Raw genomic sequence first — 23,670 nt, 5'->3', positions numbered from 1 at the left:
GACGACACTCCGACCCGCGAATCGCGTCGGAACTTAAACCGAGGGCATACAACGTGAAATCGAACTATCCGAAATGGACGAAGAAGCGAGGCCAGCGTGGCTTCACCTTGCTCGAATTGCTGGTGGTGCTGCTGATCATCGCGCTGCTGGCAGGTTATGTCGGCCCGAAACTCTTTTCGCAGGTCGACAAGGCGAAGGTCCGCTCGACCGAATCGCAGATGAAGACGCTCGGCGACGCGGTCACGCAGTTCAGGCTCGACACGGGCCGCTATCCGAGCGCCGACGAAGGGCTCGATGCGCTGGTCAAGCAGCCGCAGAACACCGACGGGTGGAACGGCCCCTATCTCGCGAAGGCCGTGCCGAAGGACGGCTGGGGCCGGGCCTATCAGTGGAACGTGCCGGGCCGCGACGGCGAGGCGGAGATCGTGTCGCTCGGTCGGGACGGTCGTGTCGGAGGGAGCGGCAACGATGCGGACCTCGTCTACGGCATGTAAGGGCCTGCGTCGCTGGACCGTCGCGGCGGCGATCGCCGTCTGCGCGTCCGGCGCCGCAGCCAAGGATTGCTTTACCCAGGCAGGCGAGCGGCACGGCATCGATCCGCTCCTGCTCGTCGCGATCGCGAAAGTGGAATCGTCGCTGAATCCTCGCGCGATCAATTACAACCGCAACGGCACCTACGACATCGGGCTGATGCAGATCAACAGCTCGCACCTGCCGCGATTGATCAAGACAGGCGTCACGCACGGGCGCCTGATCAACGAGCCCTGTACGTCGATCGACACCGGCGCGTCGATTCTCGCCGGCTTCATCGAACGGCACGGCTACACATGGAATGCCGTCGGCGCCTACAACGCCGGATCGTCGGCGAAGCGCGAACCGGTGCGCAAATCGTATGCGACCAAGGTCTGGCGCGAGTACCAGACGCTGACCAGCAACCGCGTCGCCAGCTCGGCGTTGCTCGACGAATGGCGGAGGTAGCCATGCAATCGTTTCAGGTTCGGGTGCTTGCCGACGGCAAGGTCGCCCTGCAGACGATCGAAGCAGCGGGTGAAGCGGACGTGCGGGCCCGGATCGCGGCGCAAGGCGGTGTCGCGCTCGACATTCGCCGCGCACGCCTGGCCAGACGCAAGCGCGCACCGAAATTTGCGCTCGCGCTGTTCCTCCAGGAACTGTCGACGCTGCTCGATGCGGGCCTCGTGCTGATCGAAGCGCTCGAGGCGCTGCGCGACAAGAACGATGCCGGCAAGGCGTCGAAGCAGGTGATCGACCGGATCCTGTCGGTGATGTACCAAGGGCAGCCGTTATCCGCGGCGCTTGCGCGACAGCCCGACGTCTTTCCGGGGCTGCTCGTCGCGACGATCGCGTCGTCGGAAGACAGCGGCCAGTTGCCCGCCGTACTGAAGCGCTACCAGCAATACGAAGTGCGGATCGAGCAGATCCGCAAGCGGGTCACCGGCGCGCTGATTTATCCGGCGGTCGTGATCGGCGTCGGCGTCGCGATCCTGCTGTTCATGGCCTTTTTCGTGATTCCGCGTTTCGCGGTGGTGTTCGAGTCGCTGACCACGCTGCCGCCGACCGCGCAGGCGATGCTCTGGTGGGCGACCCTGTTGCGCGAGAACGGCGCGGCAGTCGGCATGGCGGCCGCCGCGGCGGCCGTCGGCGCGGGGCTGGCGGTGCGCTCGGCCGCCGCGAAGCGCGCGGTGCAGCGGCTGATGTGGCGGGCGCCGAAGGTGCGCGACGTTTGTGCGCTGTTCGCCCTGACCCGGTTCTATCGAACCGTCGGACTCCTGATCGCGGGCGGCACGCCCGTGATCGACGCGCTGGAATTGTCCGGCAAGGTGCTGCCCGCGCATTTCGGGGCGCGCCTCGCGACCGCGCTGACCGAGTTGCGTGCCGGACGATCGGTATCGACCGTCTTCGCGGCCCATGCACTGACGACCTCCGTCGCCGAGCGGCTGCTGCGCGTCGGCGAACAGAGCGGCGACCTGGGCGGAATGTGCGAGCACATCGCGCAGTTCCACGACGGCGCGCTCGACCGGTCGATCGAAATGATCAGCAAGGTTTTCGAACCGGTGCTGATGCTCGCGGTCGGCGCAACGGTCGGCGCGGTGGTTCTGCTGCTGTACATGCCGATCTTCGAATTGGCCGGCAGCGTCGGATAGCGGCCCCGGCCGGCCAGATGCCCGCCTTCCCGCTTCCCAACTGGAGAATTCAAGATGACTACGCAACACCTGATTCAACGCTGGCACGCGGAAAGCGAGGCGTCCGGCATCGGTTTCGCCGAGTATGTCAACGACCTGATGCGCGCCGACGCGACGCGTCTCGCCGAAGTGGCGGCCTGCCTCGGCATCGATCCGATCGACGCCGACACGCTGCGCGCCGCGCCGACGCATTTCGACCTGTTGCCGCTGCACGACGCGCTGGCGCTGCGCGCACTGCCGATCAAGCGCAACGGTGCACCGTGCATCGTCGTCGCCGATCCGGTCGCGCGCAGCGTGCGCGACGAACTGCTCTCGCGCGTCGGCGCGCGGCCGGTCAGTCTCGCGATGAGCACCCCCGGCGAAGTCGAGCGCCTGCTCGGCGATCTCGAATCGAACGAACGCGCGATGGACGACGTGACGATCGACGCATCGGGCGACACGCTCGCGCGCGTGACCGAATCGATTTCGCTCGCCAGCATCGCCCGGGACGAAAGCCCGATCATCCGGCTGGTCAACTCGACGCTGTACGACGCGCTGCAGAGCCGCGCGAGCGACATTCACCTCGAATCGGCGGCGGACGGCCTGTCGATCCGCTACCGGATCGACGGCGTCCTGCAGTCGATCCGCCACATTCCCGGCATCGAAGTCGCCACGCAGACGATGTCGCGGCTCAAGGTGCTCGCGGCCCTCGACATCGCGGAAAAACGCGTGCCGCAGGACGGCCGCTTCAAGATCGTGATGCAGGGGCGAGAAATCGATTTCCGCGTCTCCATCATCCCCGGCACCTACGGCGAGAACGCGGTGATGCGCGTGCTCGACAAGTCGCAACGCGGCGACAGCGTGAGCCTCGACGTGCTCGGCTTCGACGCGTCGACCGCCCGCCGCGTGCGTGCGCTCGCCCATCGCCCCTACGGGCTCATGCTCGTGACGGGGCCGACCGGAAGCGGCAAGTCGACGACGCTTTATGCCGTGCTGTCGGAGGTGAACACGGGCGACGACAAGATCATCACGATCGAGGATCCGGTCGAATACGAGCTGAAGGGCGTGCTGCAGATTCCGGTCAACGAGCGCAAGGGCCTCACCTTCGCGCGCGGGCTGCGTTCGATCCTGCGGCACGATCCGGACACGGTGATGGTCGGCGAGATCCGCGACGAGGAAACCGCGTCGATCGCGGTGCAGTCGGCACTCACCGGCCACCGCGTGCTGTCGACCGTGCACGCGAACGACGGCTTCAGCGTGATCGACCGCTTCATCTACATGGGCGTGGAACCGTCGACCTTTCTCGAGGCGCTCAACGGCGTCGTATCGCAGCGACTGGTGCGGCGAATCTGCGCGACCTGCGGCGCTCCGGCGACGAGCGGCGCGGATCTGGCCGACGCGCCGCCCGACGTGCTTCGGCGCGAGGTGGCAGCCGGCGCCGGCTGCGACACGTGCCGCGGCACGGGCTACCACGGCCGGATCGGGCTTGCCGAAGTGCTTGCGCTGGATGCGCCGCTGAAGGCGGCCCTGCTCGAGCGCTCGATCGAGAAGCGCGCGCGCGCACTCGCGGAGCACCCCGACTACCAGTCGATGCGCGACGCGGGGCTGGCGGCGGTGCGCGCACGAATGACGACATTCCAGGAGGTGCAGCGTGCAATCGCTCTGGAATGACGTCACCGTGCTGATCGACGCCGATACGCTGCACGTCCGGGCGCATGAAAGCCGGCGCGCACGGCGCACCGGTGCGCCGCTCGCCGTCGTCGCCCACGAGGGCCGGCCGGCCGACGCGCTCGCGCAGGTGCTCGCCGGCCTGCCGAAAGCGCGCCTGCCGATGCGCAACCGCCTCCACGTCGTCGTCGGGCATCCGTGGTCGCACGGTGTGGTGCTGCCCTGGCAGGAAGGCCTGGTGTCGGACGCCGCGTGGGATGCGTATGCCCGCATGCTGTTCGCCGCGCGCGCGCAGCGCGGCGCGTTGCGCATCCTCATCGAGGACGAACGGCGCGGCCGCGCGCGCCTTGCGGTCGCGGCCTGCGACGAACTCCTCGCGGCGCTCGTCGACGCGAGCCGCGCGGCCGGCTGGCGGCTCGCCAGCTTCCGCGACGCGCTGTCGGCGTCGCTCGCCTCGCACACCGCCCGGCTGGTCGGCGACGATTTCCGCTTCGCGCTTCGCCAGCCGCACGTCGTGACGTGCATTTTCCGGCGTTCGGGCGAATGGGCCGACATCGTCACGTTGCCGCGCGCCGGCGACCGCCCCGACGACTGGTTCGCCGCGGCGGCGCTGATCGCCGGGCAGCCGGCCGGCGGCGACGCGCATGCATGCCGGTTCGACGGTTCGATATTCGCCGATGGCGACGCGGCGTGCGCGCCGGCGGATGGCCGCACGGCCGAACCGATGGATGTCGCGGCGGAGGATCCGGCATGAAGCGCCTGTCGGAACTGAACTTCGCCGCGCCGCGCACGCGCCTGACGCCGTGGGCCGGCATCGCGCTGTGCTGCGCGCTGGCTGCCGGGCTCTTCGCCGGCAGCGAATGGAACCGCGTCGAAGCACTGCGTGACGATGTCGAGCAGGTCGAGAAGCGCATCGAGCAGCGTCAGCGCGTCATCGAGCGCGAACAGCGGCGGGAGAAGGCCAAGACGCCCGAGCAGCGGCGCATCGAGCGCGTGCTGGCCGAACAGACGATGACCGACAAGGGCTCCGGCCTGTCGGTGATCGACTGGATCGAGCACGCCTGGACCCCACAGATCGCGCTGAAGTCGCTGACGGTGGACAAGGCGGGCCGCGAGGCGCGCATCGAAGGCGGTGCCGCGGAGCTGTCGCACGTCTACCTGTTCGTCGACCGCCTGCACGACCGCCATCCGGACCGCATGATCGGCCTGCTCCAGCATCGGATGAAGACCGAGGACGGCAAGGCCATTTTTCACTTCAGCCTGAGCATCGAACATCCATGACCCACCTGAATGCAATCGACAAAACGGCGCTTGCTGCGCGGTTGCGCTGGGGGCGCTATGTCGCGACCCGCAAGCTCGGCGTGCCCGGGCTGCTGGCGGCCGGCGCGGTCGTCGCCCTGCTCGGCCTGCACGCGCTTTATATCCAACCGGGCGGCGCGCGACTCGACGCGACGCGCGGCGCGCTCGCCAAGGATCTGGCCGCGCTGCCCAAGCCCGGCCCGAAGGCCGGCGACGGCGACGGCGGCATGACACTGCACGACGTCCAGCAGCTGCGCAGCCGCGAGCAGGCGTATTCGCTGTTCGAGATCCTGTCGCAGAACGGCCTGGAACGGAAGCACGCGACCTACCGGCGCGAGGCCGAGGTGAAGGGCAAGCTGCGACGGCTCACGATCAGCATCGCGCTGAGCGGCAGCTACGCCGGATTGCGCGAAGCGATGCGGAAAATCGCCGACCAGCCGATGGTGCGTATCGAGAGCGTCACGATCGAGCGCGAAAAGATCGACAGCCCCGTCGTCAACGTCGATCTGCGGGTCAGCCTGCTGGGGCCCGACGCATGATGCGCCGCACCTTCATACGCGTCGCGGCGGCGCTGGCCGTTGCCGCCTCAGGCGGCAGCCTGGCGCACGAGTCCGTCGGCCAGCCGAGCATCGTCGACGTGTTCCCGGCCCAAAGCTGGGTGTCGCTCGGCGCGGAAGACGCGCCCCCCGCCACGCCCGACCCTGTCGAACCGCCCGCGGCGGAGCCGCCGGCGCTGAGCGATCCGATCGACGCCGCCGCCGCGCCGCCGATGCCGTTCGAGATTGCCGGCGAATGGCGCACGCAAGGGCAGCGCATCGTCGTGCTGGAAGGCGACGGCAAGACATTCCTGCTGTGCGGACGCCGCTGCGGCGTCCGCGATGCCGTATTGCCGGGCGGCGAGATCGCCGACGGCTACCGGCTGAAAACGCTGGGCGAAACAGGTCCGGTCGTCATGACCCGAAACGGCTCGGACATCGAGCTGTCGCCGCCGTCGCCGACCCATTGAATTGCGAATCGAACTTCTATCGAACACCATGATGAAACGAACCATCAGTCTATTGCTCCTGACCTCGGCGCTGGCGCTGGCGGGATGCTCGAGCCTCCCGGCCGGCAGCCCGTCCGCCGCCGGGACATCCGCCGAACGCCTCGGCACGCTCCAGCAGCAGAAGGAAGCCGCACCGGAAGACATCCGGATCGCCACTTCCCTCGAACTCACGCGGCAGGAATACGTGCGCGCCGAGCTGAAGGCCGCCGACCGGCAAAACGCGCAGGGCAACCACAGCGCGGCGATCGATCACCTGAACAACGTGCTGGCCGAGGACGCCGGCAATCTGCGCGCCCGTCAGGAACTCGAGCAGGTCAAGCGCCGCCAGCAAATGGCGGTCGAACTGTCGCGCGCACAGCGCATCCGCGGCGAGCAACCGCAGGAAGCCCTCGAGATCGCGCGGCGCATCCTTGCCGAACAGCCGAACCACGCGGAAGCCAAGCGGCTGCGCGATGCGCTGCTGCGCGCGTCGCAGGCGAGCCGTCCCGTGCGCCCGCAACTGTCCGACGCGCTGCGCAAGCCGGTTTCGCTCAATTTCAAGCAGCAGCCGATGTCGAACATCTTCGACGTGATCTCGCGCGTGTCCGGCGTGAACTTCGTGTTCGACCGCGACGTCGATACGAACCAGCCCGCCACGCTGTTCGCCGAGCGCACCACCGCCGAGGATGCGATCAACCTGCTGCTGCGCACGAACCAGCTCGAGAAGAAGGTGCTCGACAAGCACACGCTGCTCGTCTACCCGTCGCAGCCGGAGAAAAGCCGCACCTATACCGAGTTCGCGCTGCGCACCTTCTTCCTGTCGCACGCGGACGCGAAATCGGTGATGGCGGCACTGCGCCAGATGATCAAGCCGAAGGACATCTACGTGGACGAGCGCGTCAACGCGGTCGTCCTGCGCGACACGCCCGAAACGATCCAGGTGGCCGAGCGCGTCGTGATGGGGCTGGACATCCCCCAGTCCGAAGTCACGCTCGACGTGCAGGTGCTGGAGGTCAACATGAACGACAGCCTCGATCTCGGCATCCAGTACCCGGGCCGCGTGCAGTTCGGCGCGCTCGGCGGCGCGGAGGGCGCGGCGCTGACGCTCGGCGACCTGCTGCGCCTGAACCGCGACCGGATCGGCGTATCCAGCGAATCCGGCGCGCTGTCGCTCGCGATCGACATGCTGCAGAAGCAGGGCAAGACCAAGACGCTCGCGAATCCGAAGATCCGCGTACGCAACATGGAAAAGGCCAACATCAAGATCGGCGAACGCGTGCCGATCGTCACGACCACGAACGCCAACGGCGTCGTCACGGAATCCGTCAGCTACCAGGACGTCGGCCTGATGCTGAAGGTGGAGCCGCGCATCAGCCTCGACGACGAGGTCAGCGTGAAGGTCAACATGGAAGTCAGCAGCATCCTGTCGAAGGAAACGACCAAGACCGGCCTCGTCGCCTATTCGCTCGGGACGCGCAATGCGGAAACCCTGATGACCGCGCGAAACGGCGAAACGCAGATCCTCGCCGGCCTCGTCAAGCGCAACGAGATCGAGAACGTCTCGGGTCTGCCCGGCGTGTCGGGCCTGCCCGTCGTCGGCCGCCTGTTCGGCTCGAACGGCCGCAGCAACGAGCGCTCGGAAATCGTACTGCTGATTACCCCGCACATCGAGCGCAACCTCGACCTGCCGACGTCGGCCGTCACCACGTTCCTGTCGGGGACCGAGACGCGCGTGACGACCGAGGCGCTGACGCTCGAATCCGCATCGGCCGCGCCGGCCCCGAGGGCTTCGTCGGCTTCGTCGAACGGCCCGGATCTCGATGCGCCGATCGAACCGGCGGCACCCGTCGCGGACGCCGCGCCTGCCGCGCAACCGGGCCCGGACGAGGCCGTCGATACCGCGCAGGGCGCTGAAGCCTCCCCGGCCGAAGAATCGGGCGACGCCGGGGCCGTATCGGGCAGGCCCACGATGAAAGGCGGCAGCATGATGCGTGTGCGTGCGGAAGCGGCCGCGTTGCCGCTGCCTCGCGCGCATGCGATCGAGCCCGCCTCGGCCACGCGCGCCGTGCCGCCGCCGAAGGCCGAGGCCGCCGTCGTCGCGGCGGCGGACCTGCCGGCCGACGCGGCGGCGTCCGCGACCGAAAAGCGCGGGCTGCTGGCCATGGTGCGCTCGCTGATCGGCTCGCTGGTGTCGTTCATGGCGTCCGTCAACGGCGGCGCCGTGCCCGGATCGACCCTGCACGCCGACGCGTCCGGACGGCTGCCCAGCCCCTGGAGCGTCGCATGAGCGCCGCACGGCGCCGCCGCGCGCGCGGCTTCACGCTGATCGAGATGATGGTCGCGCTGACGCTGCTTGCGCTGCTCGCCACCGTCGCCTTGCCGCTGACCGATCTCGCCAGGCGCCGCGCCGACGAAACCGAGCTGCGCCGCGCGCTGGTCGTCATCCGGTCGGCGCTCGATGCCTACAAGGCGGCGGCCGGCGAAGGACGGATCGAGCACAGCGCCGACGCGAGCGGCTATCCGCCGGATCTGCGCACGCTGGTCGAGGGCGTCGAGGACAAGACGTCCCCGAACGGCGCGCGGCTGTATTTCCTGCGCAAGATTCCCGCCGATCCGATGTGCGAATGCGACGGCAAGGCGCCCGACGAGATGTGGGAAACGCGCAGTTACGCAAGCGATCCGGCATCCTTTTCGTCGGGCGAGGACGTGTTCGACATCCGTTCCACCAACCGCAAGGAGGGCATCAATGGCGTCCCTTACAACCAATGGTAGACGTGCGCGTCGCACCGCCGGCTTCACGCTCGTCGAACTGCTCGTCGTCATGGCGATCATCGCGGCGCTGACCGCGTTCGTCGCGCCCGGCTATCTGAAGCAGGGCGACCGCGCGAAGGAAACCGTGCTGCGCCACAACCTGAATACGCTGCGCCAGTCGATCGACGATTATCGCGCCGACCACGGCCGCGACCCGGCCTCGCTCGAGGCGCTCGTCGAAAATCGCTACCTGCGTGAAGTGCCGCTCGACCCGGTGACGGGCAAGCGCAATTCGTGGCGCCCTCTGGCCGGCGACAGCGGCGGCGTGGCCGACATCAAGAGCGGCGCAAAGGGAAACGCGCTCGACGGAAGCAGCTATGAGACGTGGTAACCTGCGGCAACGCCCGCGCACCCAACGCGGCATCGCGTATCTCGGCGTGCTGATGCTCGTCGCGGCGCTCGGCCTCGGGATGACCGAGGCGACGCGCATCTGGAGCACCGTTCAGCAACGCGACCGCGAAGCCGAGCTGCTGTTCGTCGGCGACCAGTATCGCGCGGCGATCGAACGCTACTACGGCGCAGCGGGGCAAAACCGCTATCCCGAGTCGCTCGACGCGTTGCTGGAGGATCGCCGGACCTTGCCGACCCAGCGCCATTTGCGACGCCTGTATGCCGACCCGCTGACCGGGTCGACCCGATGGGGGCTCGTGAAGGCGCCGGACGGCGGCATCATGGGCGTGTTCAGCGAAGCGGCCGGCCGGCCGCTGAAACGCCAGGGGTTCCCGGTCCGCTACGAGTCGTTCGGCGACCGCGACACGTATGGCGAATGGACTTTCGTTTACCTGCCGCCGGCGCCCGGCGACGGTGCTGCAAACGCGGCCGGCACGTCGGCAACCGGAGCCGCACACTGAAAGCGGAAACAACATGATCGTTGCAATCCTGGAAGACATCGTGACGCAGGCGGGTGTCGTGGCCCGCTGGCTGGAGAAGGCCGGCTACGAAACCGAGGTCCGTCACGACGGCGAGAGCTTCGTCGAACTGGTACGCTCGACGCGCGTCGACGTGCTGCTGCTCGACTGGGACGTACCCGGCATGTCGGGCATCGACGTGATGCGCTGGGCGCGCGATTCGTTCGCCGACGCGCTGCCGATCATCATGATGACGCAGCACGACGGCGAGGACGACATCGTGTTCGGCCTCAACAATGGCGCCGACGATTATCTCGTCAAGCCGCTGCGCGAACGCGAACTGATCGCGCGCGTGAGCGCCCAGGCGCGGAAGTACTATCCGGAAACGCAGCGGGCGAAGATCGTCGAGGTCGGGAAATTCGCGCTCGACACCGGTACACACGTCGCCACCGTGGACGGCGCGCCCGTCGAACTGGCCCGGCGCGAGTTCGATCTCGCGCTGATGCTGTTCGAGAGTGTCGGCCGGATCGTGTCGAAGGACATGATGATCAAGCACGTATGGGGCGTCGTCGACCGGAAATACGACGCGACGCTGGCGACCTACGTGAGCAAGCTGCGCAGGAGTCTCGGGCTGCGGCCGAAGAACGGGCTCGTCATCACGACGATCTACAACTACGGGTATCGGCTCGAGCGGACCTGAGCCGTTCGCAGCCGAACGCGGCCCGCGCGGCCGTGACGGGCAGGCGCCGCACGCGTTGAGAAATCCTTCATGAACTTTTACGTCGCGCGGCACGGTCAAGATAATTCTCATCTTTAAATCATGTCGATCCACCGATCGACACCCGATCAAGGATGTTGAATCATGTCTTCCGTTTCCCTGCCGCACGTGCGGCACCGATCACCCCAGGTCCGCCGATACGATCGGCTCTCCCGCGCGATGCACTGGATCTTCGCGGCCATCATTCTCTACACGATGGTTGCCGGCATCTCGCTTCACTTCATCACGCAACCGGCGATCTGGGGCTTCGTGTCGACGCTCAACATGTCGCTCGCGACCTGCCTGATCGCGCTGTTTCCGCTGCGGTATCTCTGGTCGTTCTTCCGCAAGGCGCCGCCGGATCTTCAGTCGATTCCGGAAAAGCAGCGTGCGGTCGCGCATCTGGTGCATTCGCTGATCTATGCGCTCATCGCCGTGGTCCTCGTAAGCGGCTACCTGATGGTGCCCGAAGGGTACTGGCTGTTCTGGACGGTATTCGTGAAGACGCCGTTCTCGGCAGGGCCGGTGACGGAGCACTGGTTCGCCCTCCACAAGATCGCCTGCTACACGCTGGCGGCCCTGGTGGCGGCGCATGCCGGTGCCGCGCTCAAGCATCATTTCGTGTCGAAGAACGATGTGTTGAAGCGCATGCTGTGATCTCGCATTGTCGACATACCCGCATCTCGCAGGGCGCGGCCGGCGAATCGAGCTGCCATCACGGAAACGTGAACGTCAACTCGGCGGCGCCGCTACGGATGTATTGCGCGCGCAGCGGAATCGTCGCCATGTTGCCCACGCGCTTCATCGGGTACTGCCCGGCACTCACCGGATCGCCACCGGCAATCCACTCGCCGGTCGACGCGTCGGTCATCACGAGGTTGAAACCCTGCGCCACCGCGCGGGCTACCGGCGCGCTCAACTACAACAGCGTCTTGTCCGCGTTCGGTTGTGCGGCCTTGTCGCGCAAGCCGGTGGTCGGCTTCGCGGAGGCCGCGCAATTGCCGAGCGAGATGCCGTTCGACAACACGTCGCCTTTGTCCGGAACGGTGACCGATCCGCCGCCGCCGATGCCGAGATTGCCTGCTCCCGTATAGCTGATCGGCAGCTTGCACGGGATTCGGCGGCGTGGCGGTGGCCAGCACGTCGTCCGGATGAAATCACCGAATCCCCTGGAATAGAGGCGGTTTTAACGAAAAAGCCATCGTGTGAATGGACGCTCGAGGTCCTGACGTCGTCCCTCGATGCGGCGATCGCCGGCCCCCTCCATGCGGCCCGACAGGAACGCAAAGGAAGGAAACCCCGCAGCCGCCCTATCGACGCAGCCGCGACAAGAACAAATTCATGCAAACCGCCAGTCCGGCATGCGATTGATCGGGAACGGCGAGTCACGTACAGTGTTCGCCTGTCTCCCTGCCGGAACCGCCATGCCGATCGGATTTCAGAAGATGAACGCAAACGGCGACGACTTCGTCATCGTCGACCTGCGCGGTCAGGATCAGGAACACGCGCCGCGTATCGACCGCGACCTCGTGCGGCGCATGGGCGACCGGCACAGAGGCATCGGCTTCAACCAGCTTGCCGTCGTGTCGGACTGCGACGACGCAGCGGCCCGCGTCGCGTTCTGGAACGCCGACGGCTCGCCGCTCGACACCTGCGGCAGCGCGACGCGCGGCGTCGCGCGGCAACTGATGCGGGAAACCGGCATGGCGTCGCTCGTGCTGCGGACCCGCCGCGGTTATCTCGTGTGTTCGCGGGAGACGAACGGCCTGATCACCGTCGAGATGGGCACGCCGCTCACCGGCTGGCGGGACGTGCCGGTCGCCGACGCACTCGACACCCTCGCGCTGCCGCTGCCCGGCGCGCCGGCCGCCTGCAACATGGGCAACCCGCATTGCACGTTCTTCGTCGACGATCTCCACACGATCGACGTCGCGGCGCTCGGCCCCGCCATCGAAACGCATCCGCTGTTTCCGCAGAAAACCAACGTGCATTTCGTTCAGGTCATCGATCGCACGCATATTCGCCTGCGCATCTGGGAGCGCGGCGGCGGCGTGCCGCTCGGTTCGGGATCGTGTTCGTGCGGTGCGGTCGTCAACGGCATCCGGCGCGGGCTGCTCGACGATACGGTGCGGGTGACCTGCGACGGCGGCGACGTCACCGTTCGATGGGACGGCGCCGGCAGCGTGCTCCTGAGCGGGCCGGTTTCGTTCGGGTTCGACGGGGTGTGGGTGGACGAAGAGAAGCCGGCGATCTGATCGCCGGCATGCGCGGCATTCACGGCGTGTGGCGGCGCACCGCGCCGATTCGCGCGCGATGCGCCGCCGCATCGGCATCGATCGTCGGGGCAATTCGCCCGGAGCCATGATGCGAGGCCGAGCCCCCGCCGACTCGCGCCGACTCGCATGGCCATCGACGAACGGCGGTCGCCGGACCCGGCGCGGTGCGCGCCGGGCTGCGATGCATCGAATCGACGATCAGTGCTTTTCGTCGACCTTCTTCGGCTTCGGCGGCGACGGCACCTTCGCGTACTGGAATGCCGGCGTCGCCTTCAGCGCTTCCTTCGTCGCGCCCGGCAGGTAGATGTTGCCCTTGCGCACGTCGAGCGACGCGATCGGCACCGCGACGTCGTGCGCGGCCACGCCGAGGAAGCCGCCGGCCGACACGATCGCCGCGGACACCGAGCCGTCCGGCGCGACGATCAGGTCGCGCACGGTGCCGACCTTCTGGTTGTCGTCGTTGTAGACGGCCTTGCCGAGCACGCTCTTCTTCACGCTCCAGCCTTCGAGCAGCGCCTGCGATTGCTCGACGGTGACGCTGATCGGCTGCGCACCCGCGATCTGCGCGTGCGCGCTGACGCTCGATGCGAGGACGGTTGCTGCGATGAGGGTTTTGTAGAACTTCATGTGTATTGCACTCCGGTTCGGTTGTTGTTGATTCCGGGGGCGAAGCGAGGCAGGCGCAACGGCCGATCGGTGAGCACCCCGCGCTTCGTCGGTGGCGTGGCGGCCGGCCGCACCGCCACTGCGTGCGTGCATGACGGACCGGCATGGCCGGGCCGCAGCGTGCAACACGACGTTCATGGTAGCCGCATTCGACGGATCATGCGTTCGGGGTGCAACGTGGCAGGTGGGGCGATCCGGACCGAGATCAACGAACGCGCGGATATTCGATGCCGCGCGTCGGCGGCCTGTCGATCAAACCGTCCGGCTTTCCTCGATCAGCTTGCGGGATGCGAAAAGTTCGGCATCACTACGAATGCCGAGCTTGCGAAACGCCGATTGCTTCTGCGCGCTGATCGTCTTGGGGCTGCGGGAGAACTTCGACGCGATGTCGGATACGGACATGCCGGCGAGAAAGCAGCGCAGCACCTCGTGCTCGCGCGGGCTGAGGCGCAGCTCGGCAGACGATGCCGATTCGGGCGGCAGCGTGCCGTCGCCCGCCGCCTTCGTGTCGGCCATGCGCGGGTCGGGCGTCGCGCTCGATTCCATCCGGGCGGCCAGTTCGGCGCTGATGTACGAACGGCCGCCCGCGACGACACGGATGGCATGCGCAAGCTCGCCGAGATCCTCGCTCTTGCCGAAGAAGCCGAGCGCCCCCGCGCGCATCGTCATGTTGACGGTCGCCGGCGTATCGCTGCTCGACGTCATCAGGATCCGGCATTTCGGGAAGCGCGTATTGACGAGCTTGACGAGATTGAGGCCGTCGATCTCGCCGGGGCCGAGCGTATAGTCGAGCAGCACGACATCCGCGTGATTCGCTTCGAGCCAGCGAATCAGGTCGCGCGACTTCGCAAAACTCGCCGCCACTTCGATGCCGGTTTTCTCCGTCAGGTAACTGGCGATCCCGTGCTGGACGACGGCGTGGTCGTCCAGGATCACGACCCGGATCGGCTGGTGCTTTGGCCTCATTGCTAACCCTTTCTTTATTTCGGTACGACCGTAGCCGGCTGTGCGTTACTGCTTGTCGTCGCAAGCGGCCATCGATGTCATCGGTTATTGGAGTTAGCTTACCGGCTTTCCGGCTAATTTTTAACCCTGTCGGCTAAACGGGGCCGAGGCTTTTCGGCCTGGTCCCCCGCCGCAGGGCGGCGTTGCGCTTCCCTGGCGCGCGACCTATGATGGCGAGCCCGTTTTTCGGCGGTTCCCGGGTTCGTCGGGGCGACCGATGCGGACCCGGCCGCCGCGCGCCGCGATGGACGGGAACCACGACGCCGGAGCGGGCCGGCGCCGCCGCGGCCACTCCGGTATCGCGGCCGGTTCGGTTGCAACCCGAACGATAACGCAAGCGAGGAAAGGACGTGAGCATGGTGAGTTTGAAGGGTTGCGCCGTCCTGATCGGCATGATGATCGGGTTGCTGCCGGCGCCCGGAGACGCGGCCGACGCGCCGCGGTTTACGGCGGAGGAAAAGGCCTGGATCGCCGCGCATCCGGTGGTGCGCACCCGCGTCGATTCGAGGTGGCGTCCGTTCGAATTTCGCGAAAACGGCAAGGTCGTCGGCGTGGTGCCGTCGTTTCTCGACGCCATCGCGCGGATCAGCGGGTTGCGCTTCGAGTATGTCGACGACGTCACTTGGCGCGACTCGATGGACGCATTGCGCTCCGGCCGGATCGACGTCGTTCCCGACGTGACCTGGCGCGGCGCGTCCGATGCACTTCAAATGCCTGGCCCCGGCACCGCCTCCGGTGCGACGGCGGGCGGCGGCGCCACATTGCTCCGCAGCGACCTCATCGTCAGCCGCCCCTATTTCGTCGGCACCGTTTTCGTCATTGCGTCCGAACGCCAGAACCTGTTCGTCGACTCCCGCAATCTCGCCGGCCGGCGTGTCGCGATCAAGGGCGGGGGCGCACTGGAAATCGCGATCCGCCATGGCGACATCCCCGTGACCCTGCTGACCTACGACGACGAACGCGACGCGCTCGAGGCCGTCTCCCATGGTGACGCGGACGTCGCCATCGGCCCCGACATGTCCATCCTGCCGCTGCTGCAGCGGCAATACCGCGACAAGCTGTTCGTAACGGGCGGCCTGCCGGACAGCCCGTATGCGCTCGCGATCGCCACGCGCCCCGACATGCCGGTGCTCGCCTCGATTCTCGACAAGTCGCTCGCGGCAATCCCGGCGCGCGACGCCGAGCACATCGCACGTCAATGGATCGAATCGGCCGACTATGGCAAGCCGTCGCTGCACTCGATCCTTTACTACCGGCGCTGGCAGGTCACCGCGGCCGGGGCCGGCCTGCTCGCGCTGGCCGCAATCGCATTCGTTTCCTGGCGCTCGCGCGTCGCGGCGGTGCGCAGCGAGCGCGACAAGGCAATGTTCTTCGCCTTCATCAGCCACGAGATCCGCACGCCGATGCATACGATCCTGTCGTCGCTGGAATTGCTGCAACGCTCGGCGCTGCCGCCGAAGCAGGCCGGTCGCGCGGACGCGGCGATGGCCGCATCGGAATCGCTGCTGACGCTGCTCGACGACATCCTCGAATACTCGCGCCTCGAATCGCACAACGTGACGCTCGCGCCCGAGCCCACGCATGTCGAGCCCTGGGTGCGGCGCAGCGCCGACATGGTGCGCTGGCGAATCGACGAGAAGAAGCTGAGCCTGGCGCTCGAACTCGCGTGCCCGCCCGGGCTGTGCGTGCTGATCGACCCGGTGCGCACGCGGCAGATCGTGCTGAATCTGCTCGTCAATGCGATCAAGTTCACGTCGGCCGGTTCGGTTGCGCTGCGCGTCGACTATCTCGACGGCAAGCCGGACCATGCCGGCTCGCTCGTGATCGAGGTCCGCGATACCGGCATCGGCATTCCGCCCGAACGCCAGCGCCGCATCTTCGAGCCCTACCAGCGTGTCGAGCATTCGGGTAACCGTCGCGTCGGCGGCAGCGGATTGGGACTGTCGATCTGTCGCGAACTGGTCGACCTGATGAAAGGCGTGATTACCGTCAGCAGCAGCCCCGACAAGGGCACCATCTTCACGGTGATCGTGCCGGCACGGCGCATCGCTCACATTCAGGCGTCCGACACGACCGGGGCACAGAAGACGACGTCCGACCCGTCGCTGCCGGCGCACGGACTGGCGCCTGTTGAAGCCGACACGCGGCAGCCGGCCGGGAGCGGCCCGATGATTCTCGTCGTCGACGATCACGAAGCGGTTCAACATGCGATCGCGCATCAACTCGACGCGCTCGCATGCCGCTCGGCGGTTGCCTGCACCGGCGAGCAGGCCCTCGCGCAGTTCGAGCGCACGGCATTCGACATGGTGCTGCTCGATTGCGACCTGCCCGACATCGACGGCTATACGGTCGTGCGACGCATGCGCGACAGCGAACGCCTGCTAGAACGGGCGCGCACGCCCATCATCGCGATCTCGGCGTCGACCGGCGACGCGCATCGCGAGCGGTGCTTCGACAGCGGCATGGACGGCGTGCTGGGCAAGCCGCTGCGGCTCGATGCGCTGCGCCAGATGATCGACCTGTGGTGTCCGGCCGGCACGGCGGACGAAATCGCGCCACCGGCGCAGGACACGCGGTCGGCACAAGCCGATTTCCGGACGATCTATCGGCAAAGCGTCGATGCGGATCTGGCGGTGCTCGGCGATGCGTTGTCGAATGACGATGCCGATCGCGCGCGTCATGCGTCGCACCGCATCAAGGGTGCCGCGGCCGTTGCCGGCCATGCGGCGACGAGCGAACTGGCAGCCGAACTCGAGCGCCGGCTGCAGTTCGCATCCGGCCCCATGCCGCCAGGCATCCGGGCGCTCGGCGACGAACTGTTGCGCCTGCATCGCGCCGACATGGCCGGATCGGACGCCCGCCGGCACGATTCGGGCAACGCCGAAACATAGATGGCCCGCGTGGCCGGAAACCCGGACCCCGGCTGCCGGCACGCGTCGCGGCCCTATGGCGCGGTCGACGCAACCGGTGCGCCATCCGTATCGGCCGGACACCAGGTCGCGATCGCCTGCCGGAGCGTTTCGAGCCGCAGCGGCTTGCCCAGCACGCCGTCCATGCCGCTTTCCAGGCAACGCGCCTTGTGCGCATCGCCGGACTCCGCCGAAATCGCAATGATCGGAACATGCGTGGCCTTTCGCGCGGTTTCCTCCTGACGAATCATTCGCGCGAGTGCATAACCGTCGATGTCGGGCAGATTGCAATCGAGCAGCACCATGTCGATCCGGCCCTGCGCGAGATGCCGCAACGCATCGTCGCCCGCGCCGGCGACGATGCCGACACAGCCGAGCGCGTCGCATTGATCCTGCAGCGCGGCCCGCACGGCTTCGTGATCGTCGACGATCAGGACACGCGGTGCACCGCGATGCACCGGCGCTGCCGCTGCGTCGGCCAGTGTCGGCGGCGCCGCGACGGCCGGTGTCGACGGCACGCCGTCCACTGCCGTCGCCGGCAATTGCACCGTGAATACCGTTTCGACGTGCGGCGTGCTTTCGACCGCGATCGAGCCGTGCATCAACTCGACGAGTTCCCGGCAGATCGCGAGCCCGAGCCCGCTGCCGCCGATGCCCTGCTGCGGCGCACGATCGGCCTGCCAGTAGGTGTCGAAGACCCGCCCGAACCGTTCGGGCGCGATACCGATGCCGGTGTCGCGCACTTCGAGGTGCAACACGCCGTTGCGCCCGTGGCGGGCCGCCAGATAGCGGACGCGCAGCGTAACGGCGCCGGCCGCCGTGAAATTGATCGCATTGACGAGCAGATTCAGCGCAATCTGGCGCACGCGAACCGGATCGATCAGGACGTGCAACGACGGCGCCCCCGAAATCTCGAGCCTCAGCGCCAGCGCCTTTCGCTCCGCACGCCAGCGCACCATGTCGACGGTTTGATGAGCCCACGCCTCGAGCTCGGTCGTTTGCGGAGCCAGCGTCACCTTGCGCGATTCGAGGCGCGAATATTCGAGGATGTCGTCGAGCAGCGTCAGCAGCGTTTCGGACGCCGATGCGGCCGCCTCCACGCGGCCGGCCTGCAGCACGGGAAGCCGCGAGCGCTGCAGGAATTCGAGCGACGACAGGACCGTCTGCATCGGCGTGCGGATTTCGTGACTGACGAAAGCCAGGAACATCGCCTTGTCGCGCTTGCTGCGGATGGCCGCCGCACGGGATTTCCACATCAGGTAGGCGAGCACCGCGAACGTCAGCAACGTCAAGGCGATGGCCAGCACCACCGGCGCACGATAATGCACGATCGAGCGGATCGTCGGCTTGCCGTAGTCGCCCAGCTCGATCGAGTCCCGCGTGATCTCGGCCGTCTCGCTGACCGGAATGGCCGCGAGCGACTTGTCGATGATCGACGCGAGCACCGGCAGGTCGGCGCGCGAGAGCATCGCGAGCGACACCGGGCGGTCGGCCAGCATGCCGGACATGTAAAGCTGCCCGGTGAATTGCCGCCGCACGATCGGCAGGATCGTGACGTCGATGCCGAGCGCGGCATCGGCTTCGCCGTTGGCGACCGCGCCAAGCGCCAGTTCCTCGGTGTCGAACGTGAGCACATGGAGCGGCACGCCACTGTGGCGGACGAAGTACTCGACCGCACCGTGCCCCTTGATCGCGATGCGCCGCCCCTTCAGCCGTTGCAGACCAAAGATCATCGCGGAATCGTTGCGCGTCACGACGGTAAGCCGGCCGACCAGGTAGGGCGCGCTGACCAGCGCACCGGCGCCGATGCGGTCCGGAACCAGCTCGCGCCAGACACCCGGCAGCAAATCGACCTTGCCTGACGCGAGCGCCTTGTACGCGTGTCCCCATTCGGTGCCCGGCACGGTCTGGAACGCGAGTCCGGTCATCTTCGAGATTGCGCTCAGATAGCCTGCGACAAGACCTGCGTGTCTGCCGTTGCGCATGTACTCGATCGGGTGCCAGTTCGCCTCGACCGCGATATGGACGACCGGGTGGTCGCCGATCCAGCGCAGCTCCTCTTCAGTAAAGATCGGCTTCCAGCAGGCGGTCGCGGCGCCCGTGCCGACCGAGAAGGTCAGCAGCATCGTCGTCAATACGTGGCGAAGCATGCGCCACACCGGGCGATGCGCGGAGAACCTTGCTTCCATGATCGATTCGTTTGGGGTAAAGGCGCTCGGCGCCGCTTCACGGGCGCCGAACGCGCTAGAGACTGGCTGACGACGGCGTAAACGTGATCGTCAGCTTGTTGGTGTACTTGCCCGGACGCTTCCAGGCCGACTGGAATTCCGGTGTCTCGAGTGTCAGTGGCGTCGGCGTGCAGACGACCGGCACCGAAATGCCCGGCAGCGATACCGAGCGACCGGCGCTGTTGTTCACGCCCTGGAGCCGCACCGTCTCGTTGTTCGGCAGCACGATGTTCTTGCCTGCGTACGTCAGGCTCACGTTGTAGTCGATACGCGATTCGTACGCGCCGCTCTTGTCCGACGCGAGCAGCACGGAATACTGGCCCTTGTCGCGACGGTCGACCGTCAAACCGTCGCTCGCCGACACGTCGAACCACGTGCTCTGCGAGTTGTAGCCGTCGTACAGGCACATATCGACGTTCGACGTGCCCGACATTCGGCTGCCGTTCGGCAGCTTGCGCAGCTTGAGGTCGACCGTGGGCGTCGCGCTCGTGAACTCCGGCAGATAAACCTGGATGTTGTTCTTGTCGGTGACGTCCAGCTTGATTGACGCCACGAAAGTGGCGATCTTCGGGTTGATTCCGCCGACGTCCCATTGCCTCAGGTTCAGCTTCAGGTTCGCCTTCCAGGTTCCGCCCGACGGGAGCTTCTTCAGCTCCGCGACGGGGATCTTGACGAAAATATTTCGCCCATCCCAGCCTATGGCTGGGCAATTTGCCACGGTAGCGGATTGCGCCATCTCGATTGGCGTTCGCCCGGCCGACAAGCCTTCCGATATGGCGTTGCCGTTGCAATCGTGGTGGCGACTGTATGCACTTTCTCCTTGAAGCTCCAGCACGGCCGTGGCGCCCGTCTTTTCCTCCTTGAACGTAAGCCGGATCGTGGTCGAACTGCCCGCCGCGATCCAGACCGGTTCTTTCGGACACGCACCTGTCGCCGTGGCGGTGTCCGATTCGCACGTCCACGAATTCCGCCCCCATCGCTTGAAATCCGTCGTGTCATAGCCGCCCGACGCGTAGTTGAATACCACGACGTCCCCCGTCGGCGCGCCACGATCCAGCGTGGCTTCCACAGTATCGTTGCGGTTGGCCGGCTGCTGGGAGGCCGCCGATGCATCGAACGCGATCGCGCTCGACGCGACCGCCAGGACGATTGCCCGACAGCGAATTCGACTGATCTGAATCATTTGAATGACTGCTTCCTTGTGTACTCGAAATCGCGGGTCGCGCCGCGCGGCATCCGTGTGTGCGCGTCATTGCGCCGCGTTGATTACATCCAATGCCTGCGCCCGCATCGACATCACGTAGCGATGCTCCAGCAGCTTGCGCACGCGAGCCTGCTTGCGCAGCGACGCCGGCAGCGCATCGGGTCCGGCCACTTCGCAGCGCACCTTGCCCACCATCATCAGCACGTCCTGCTGCTGCTTCACGTGCAGCGGGCAACGCATCAGCGTCGGACCATCCACAACGAACAGCTCGTTTTCCTTATGATCAAGCTCGGCAATAAAGCCGCCTTCGTTGTCGATCAGCGGCATCGCGCCATTGAGGATCACACTGTCCGACAGCGGCATGCCGCCCTTCGAGAATGCCTGGCCGACATAGGTGTACGTCACCTTCGCTTCGACTTTGCGCAACGCGAGCTGCCCCGGCACCATGAACAGCGTGCGCTTGCCGAGCCCCTCGGTCACGCTCGTCGCGCCCGCGGACGCCTGCGCGCCCGCGTCGTTCACTTCGGTCGTCACGGGCGTGAAGGCAGACACCGGCAGCAGCGCGCGCTGCCCGAACCCCACCTTGATCCGCGCGCTCGAATCGCTGCGCACCTCGGCCGCCATGCCGCTCGCATCGTCGCGCTTGCCGACCCGCACGGCGAACCCCGCGAGCGGATCCGACTGCGACGCGGATGCGCCGAGGAACACGCCCTGCCGCGCCACCGCGAACGACGACGAATAGCTCGCCGTCACCGATGGATTGTTGCCGCCGCTGTCGCGGCTGTAGCTGTTCGCGACCGACGCGGCGACGTCGCCGTAGCGCCCCTTCCAGCGGCCCTGGACCGTACCGGTCAGGCTCTCGGTGCCATAGCCCGACACGCCGATCGCGACTTCCCGGTAGGTGTCGCCCTGCCAGTTCCAGTTGCGGTCGAGCGTGTAGTTCGTCGTCGTGCTGTTGCGATCCGTTCGAACGTCGACGCCCGCCGACGTGTAAGCGGACGCGCGCCCGAGCTGCCTCGCGGGTTCGGCCATCGACAGCGTCACGCCGACGTAACCGCCATACTCGCTGCGGGCACCTGTGCTGCGATTCGCGTACGCGCCGACGCGCAGGTTCGTGCTGACCTTGCGCCATGTGAAGGATCGCGATAGCGATGCCTGAAGCGCACGCGACACCTGGTCGCCCTGGCGAAAGACGGGTGTCGCCCACGGACGATCCGGCGTGTCCGGCTGCCAGTCCTGCGACCGCCCGACGCTCTTGTTGTACGTGTAGCCAAGCATCGCCGACCAGTTTCCCATCGGAAACGACACGGTCGCGTTCAGCATGTCGTAGCAACCGATGTCGCGATACGACACGGCCGGGCCGTTGCACGCCGCGCCGCGCATCTGGTAGCGGTACACACTCCACGACACGCCGTCGGCGAACGAAATCTGCTGGGTGTTGCCGCGCGAGCCGTCGTTCCCGAAGAAGAACGAACCGCCGGCGGAGAGCACGCCCAGCGGAAATGCATGGCGCCACTCCAGCGCCGTCTCGTTGTACACGTGCCGGCCGACGCTCGCGACGCCGCTTGTCAGCGCCATTTCGCGCGACAGCGGAATCCGCACGCCGGCTGCCGCTGCCATGCCGTCCGGCGCGTCCCGGTCGGACGGGCGGCCGGCCTGCGCGAACCATTGTCGTGTGCGCGAATCGACACCGCCGCCCGTCTTCGTGAACGGCGTTGTCTGCGTGCGCACCTGCACGCCGTTCTCGAACACGCGCAGCGTCAGCGGATACGTGCCTTCCGGAAAGCGAGACGTATCGAGCGCATTGACGCCGGCCTTCATGTAAGACGTGCCCAGCAGCTCCTTCCCGCGGTACGCGTCGATACGCGAATCACGCGGCAACAGCAGCGTGACCGGCGTGCCCTGCTGCGCAACTTCCGGGTTCACGTAGGCCAGCGTCGTGCCGACACGCATGCCGTCGAGCGTGCCGACCGGCAGCATCGTGAACCCGAAGTTGCCGCCGAGCGCACTCGCGAGGTTGCGGTTGTCCATCCGGCCGGCCTGCGCGTAATGCTCGGTGCCGAGATCGTGGCGGTAGTAGAGATCCTGAAGCTGGACGTGGCTGTCCGATCCTCTCGAATAGCCCGTATGGGTGAAGTTCCAGTTCCCGCCGATGAAACTCTTCGGCGTGATGCCGAGCGCCCCCGTGCCCGACACGGACAGGCTCTCGTAGCCGCGCCCGCCCGACAGGTTGATCGTCTGCTGATGGATCAGCGCGTTTTCCGTCATCGGAGACGGCTCGCGAAACCGCTGGTCGCGCTCTTCGACGCTCACCCAGTCGCGCGACAGGAACAGCTCGATGTTGCCTTCGCTTTCGTCGTAGATCACGGCCGCGCTGTCGGTGTCGACATACCCGCAGCCGTTCACGCCCGCCGGCCCCGCGCAGGCGAGGTTGCCGTTGCGCGCCATCGACTTCGACAGCGCGTCGCCGATCGTCGACACGTCCGTCGCCGGGTTCAGCTGCGAGCCGAGCGCCTGCAACAGGCGGGCGGAATCCTCGAAACGCACCGCATCCGGCGTCACGAACACGCGGAACAAGCCGAGCGGCTTGCCCAGAAAGTTGACGTTGATGCGCTCGTCCTGCCCCGTCACGATGTCCTCGAACCCAGGCGGCACAACCGAAGCGGCGTGTGCGACGGACACGATGTCCATCACACAGATAGCGCCCAGGCATGCGACAACGGTCTTCTTGAGGTCGAATGGAATCATGCGGGAATAAGGAAGATTTCCAAAGGAGTGCTACAAAAAACAGGGCG

General features: G+C 66.9%; 22 protein-coding genes. 16 read left to right on the top strand and 6 right to left on the bottom strand.

Annotation, left to right across the window (positions count from 1 at the left end; translation table 11 throughout):
- Nucleotides 1-53: 53 nt before the first annotated feature.
- The 14 genes from gspG (at nucleotide 54) to ACTJLD_RS16790 (ending at nucleotide 11,244) form a co-directional block, all read left to right on the top strand.
- On the top strand, nucleotides 54-494 hold the full coding sequence (gene gspG, locus ACTJLD_RS16855; RefSeq protein ID WP_027790298.1) for a type II secretion system major pseudopilin GspG: 441 nt from the start codon (nucleotides 54-56) through the stop codon (nucleotides 492-494).
- Nucleotides 469-978 (top strand): lytic transglycosylase domain-containing protein, encoded by a 510-nt coding sequence (locus ACTJLD_RS16850; protein WP_027790297.1) that lies wholly within the window; start codon nucleotides 469-471, stop codon nucleotides 976-978. The genes gspG and ACTJLD_RS16850 overlap by 26 nt, the downstream gene beginning before the upstream one ends.
- 2 nt (nucleotides 979-980) lie before the next feature.
- Nucleotides 981-2,162, top strand: coding sequence for a type II secretion system F family protein (locus ACTJLD_RS16845; RefSeq protein WP_440659332.1), 1,182 nt, complete (start codon nucleotides 981-983; stop codon nucleotides 2,160-2,162).
- A 54-nt stretch (nucleotides 2,163-2,216) separates the two neighbouring features.
- The gene (locus tag ACTJLD_RS16840; RefSeq protein WP_119339052.1) at nucleotides 2,217-3,851 is read left to right on the top strand and encodes a GspE/PulE family protein; all 1,635 of its coding nucleotides are present in this window, start codon (nucleotides 2,217-2,219) and stop codon (nucleotides 3,849-3,851) included.
- Nucleotides 3,832-4,602: a hypothetical protein gene (locus ACTJLD_RS16835; protein ID WP_440659331.1), complete on the top strand. Its 771-nt coding sequence runs from the start codon at nucleotides 3,832-3,834 to the stop codon at nucleotides 4,600-4,602. The genes ACTJLD_RS16840 and ACTJLD_RS16835 overlap by 20 nt, the downstream gene beginning before the upstream one ends.
- Nucleotides 4,599-5,129: a hypothetical protein gene (locus ACTJLD_RS16830; protein WP_027790293.1), complete on the top strand. Its 531-nt coding sequence runs from the start codon at nucleotides 4,599-4,601 to the stop codon at nucleotides 5,127-5,129. Before ACTJLD_RS16835 ends, ACTJLD_RS16830 begins: the two co-directional genes overlap by 4 nt.
- The gene (locus ACTJLD_RS16825) at nucleotides 5,126-5,686 is read left to right on the top strand and encodes a hypothetical protein (protein WP_440659330.1); all 561 of its coding nucleotides are present in this window, start codon (nucleotides 5,126-5,128) and stop codon (nucleotides 5,684-5,686) included. The genes ACTJLD_RS16830 and ACTJLD_RS16825 overlap by 4 nt, the downstream gene beginning before the upstream one ends.
- Complete coding sequence (locus tag ACTJLD_RS16820) at nucleotides 5,686-6,153, top strand: hypothetical protein (protein ID WP_440659329.1); 468 nt, start codon at nucleotides 5,686-5,688, stop codon at nucleotides 6,151-6,153. Before ACTJLD_RS16825 ends, ACTJLD_RS16820 begins: the two co-directional genes overlap by 1 nt.
- Nucleotides 6,154-6,184: 31 nt before the next feature.
- Nucleotides 6,185-8,458, top strand: a complete 2,274-nt coding sequence (locus ACTJLD_RS16815; protein ID WP_440659328.1) for a secretin N-terminal domain-containing protein — start codon at nucleotides 6,185-6,187, stop codon at nucleotides 8,456-8,458.
- Complete coding sequence (locus ACTJLD_RS16810) at nucleotides 8,455-8,943, top strand: type II secretion system protein (protein WP_060194123.1); 489 nt, start codon at nucleotides 8,455-8,457, stop codon at nucleotides 8,941-8,943. The genes ACTJLD_RS16815 and ACTJLD_RS16810 overlap by 4 nt, the downstream gene beginning before the upstream one ends.
- Nucleotides 8,918-9,313 (top strand): type II secretion system protein, encoded by a 396-nt coding sequence (locus ACTJLD_RS16805; protein ID WP_440659327.1) that lies wholly within the window; start codon nucleotides 8,918-8,920, stop codon nucleotides 9,311-9,313. The genes ACTJLD_RS16810 and ACTJLD_RS16805 overlap by 26 nt, the downstream gene beginning before the upstream one ends.
- The gene (locus ACTJLD_RS16800; protein ID WP_334047109.1) at nucleotides 9,300-9,833 is read left to right on the top strand and encodes a type II secretion system protein; all 534 of its coding nucleotides are present in this window, start codon (nucleotides 9,300-9,302) and stop codon (nucleotides 9,831-9,833) included. The genes ACTJLD_RS16805 and ACTJLD_RS16800 overlap by 14 nt, the downstream gene beginning before the upstream one ends.
- A 13-nt stretch (nucleotides 9,834-9,846) precedes the next feature.
- On the top strand, nucleotides 9,847-10,530 hold the full coding sequence (locus tag ACTJLD_RS16795; protein ID WP_027790286.1) for a response regulator transcription factor: 684 nt from the start codon (nucleotides 9,847-9,849) through the stop codon (nucleotides 10,528-10,530).
- 162 nt (nucleotides 10,531-10,692) lie between these two features.
- Entirely contained in the window at nucleotides 10,693-11,244 is a 552-nt protein-coding gene (locus tag ACTJLD_RS16790) for a cytochrome b (protein WP_053059963.1), read from the top strand.
- A gap of 58 nt (nucleotides 11,245-11,302) precedes the next feature.
- Here ACTJLD_RS16790 and ACTJLD_RS16785 read toward each other — a convergent pair whose 3' ends face one another.
- Entirely contained in the window at nucleotides 11,303-11,506 is a 204-nt protein-coding gene (locus ACTJLD_RS16785; RefSeq protein ID WP_440659326.1) for a hypothetical protein, read from the bottom strand.
- Between the two features lie 505 nt (nucleotides 11,507-12,011).
- Between ACTJLD_RS16785 and dapF the strand changes: the two genes are divergently transcribed.
- Entirely contained in the window at nucleotides 12,012-12,842 is an 831-nt protein-coding gene (gene dapF / locus ACTJLD_RS16780; protein ID WP_059693128.1) for a diaminopimelate epimerase, read from the top strand.
- Nucleotides 12,843-13,061: 219 nt separating this feature from the next.
- On the opposite strand, the gene ACTJLD_RS16775 is transcribed toward dapF, so the two are convergent.
- Together ACTJLD_RS16775 and cblR are read right to left on the bottom strand one after the other, a co-directional pair.
- Nucleotides 13,062-13,490, bottom strand: a complete 429-nt coding sequence (locus tag ACTJLD_RS16775; RefSeq protein ID WP_059693130.1) for a PRC-barrel domain-containing protein — start codon at nucleotides 13,488-13,490, stop codon at nucleotides 13,062-13,064.
- A gap of 291 nt (nucleotides 13,491-13,781) precedes the next feature.
- Complete coding sequence (cblR, locus tag ACTJLD_RS16770; RefSeq protein WP_059693132.1) at nucleotides 13,782-14,495, bottom strand: cable pilus system response regulator transcription factor CblR; 714 nt, start codon at nucleotides 14,493-14,495, stop codon at nucleotides 13,782-13,784.
- Between the two features lie 395 nt (nucleotides 14,496-14,890).
- Here cblR and ACTJLD_RS16765 point away from each other — a divergent pair, with 395 nt between their 5' ends.
- Nucleotides 14,891-17,425, top strand: coding sequence for an ATP-binding protein (locus ACTJLD_RS16765; protein WP_440659325.1), 2,535 nt, complete (start codon nucleotides 14,891-14,893; stop codon nucleotides 17,423-17,425).
- Nucleotides 17,426-17,478: 53 nt separating this feature from the next.
- Here ACTJLD_RS16765 and ACTJLD_RS16760 read toward each other — a convergent pair whose 3' ends face one another.
- From ACTJLD_RS16760 to cblC, 3 genes are all read right to left on the bottom strand, one after another.
- Complete coding sequence (locus ACTJLD_RS16760; protein ID WP_334011228.1) at nucleotides 17,479-19,632, bottom strand: ATP-binding protein; 2,154 nt, start codon at nucleotides 19,630-19,632, stop codon at nucleotides 17,479-17,481.
- A 55-nt stretch (nucleotides 19,633-19,687) separates the two neighbouring features.
- Nucleotides 19,688-20,854 carry a CfaE/CblD family pilus tip adhesin gene (locus tag ACTJLD_RS16755; RefSeq protein WP_060174050.1) on the bottom strand — a complete coding sequence of 389 codons (1,167 nt, stop codon included), beginning with the start codon at nucleotides 20,852-20,854 and terminating at the stop codon, nucleotides 19,688-19,690.
- 66 nt (nucleotides 20,855-20,920) lie between these two features.
- Nucleotides 20,921-23,623 carry a cable pilus usher protein CblC gene (cblC, locus tag ACTJLD_RS16750; RefSeq protein WP_059693139.1) on the bottom strand — a complete coding sequence of 901 codons (2,703 nt, stop codon included), beginning with the start codon at nucleotides 23,621-23,623 and terminating at the stop codon, nucleotides 20,921-20,923.
- Nucleotides 23,624-23,670: the final 47 nt, after the last annotated feature.

This window comes from Burkholderia sp. 22088 (assembly GCF_052045915.1).
In the GTDB taxonomy this organism is placed as follows: Bacteria; Pseudomonadota; Gammaproteobacteria; order Burkholderiales; family Burkholderiaceae; genus Burkholderia; species Burkholderia cepacia.
This window is presented reverse-complemented; position numbering and strand designations above follow the sequence as displayed.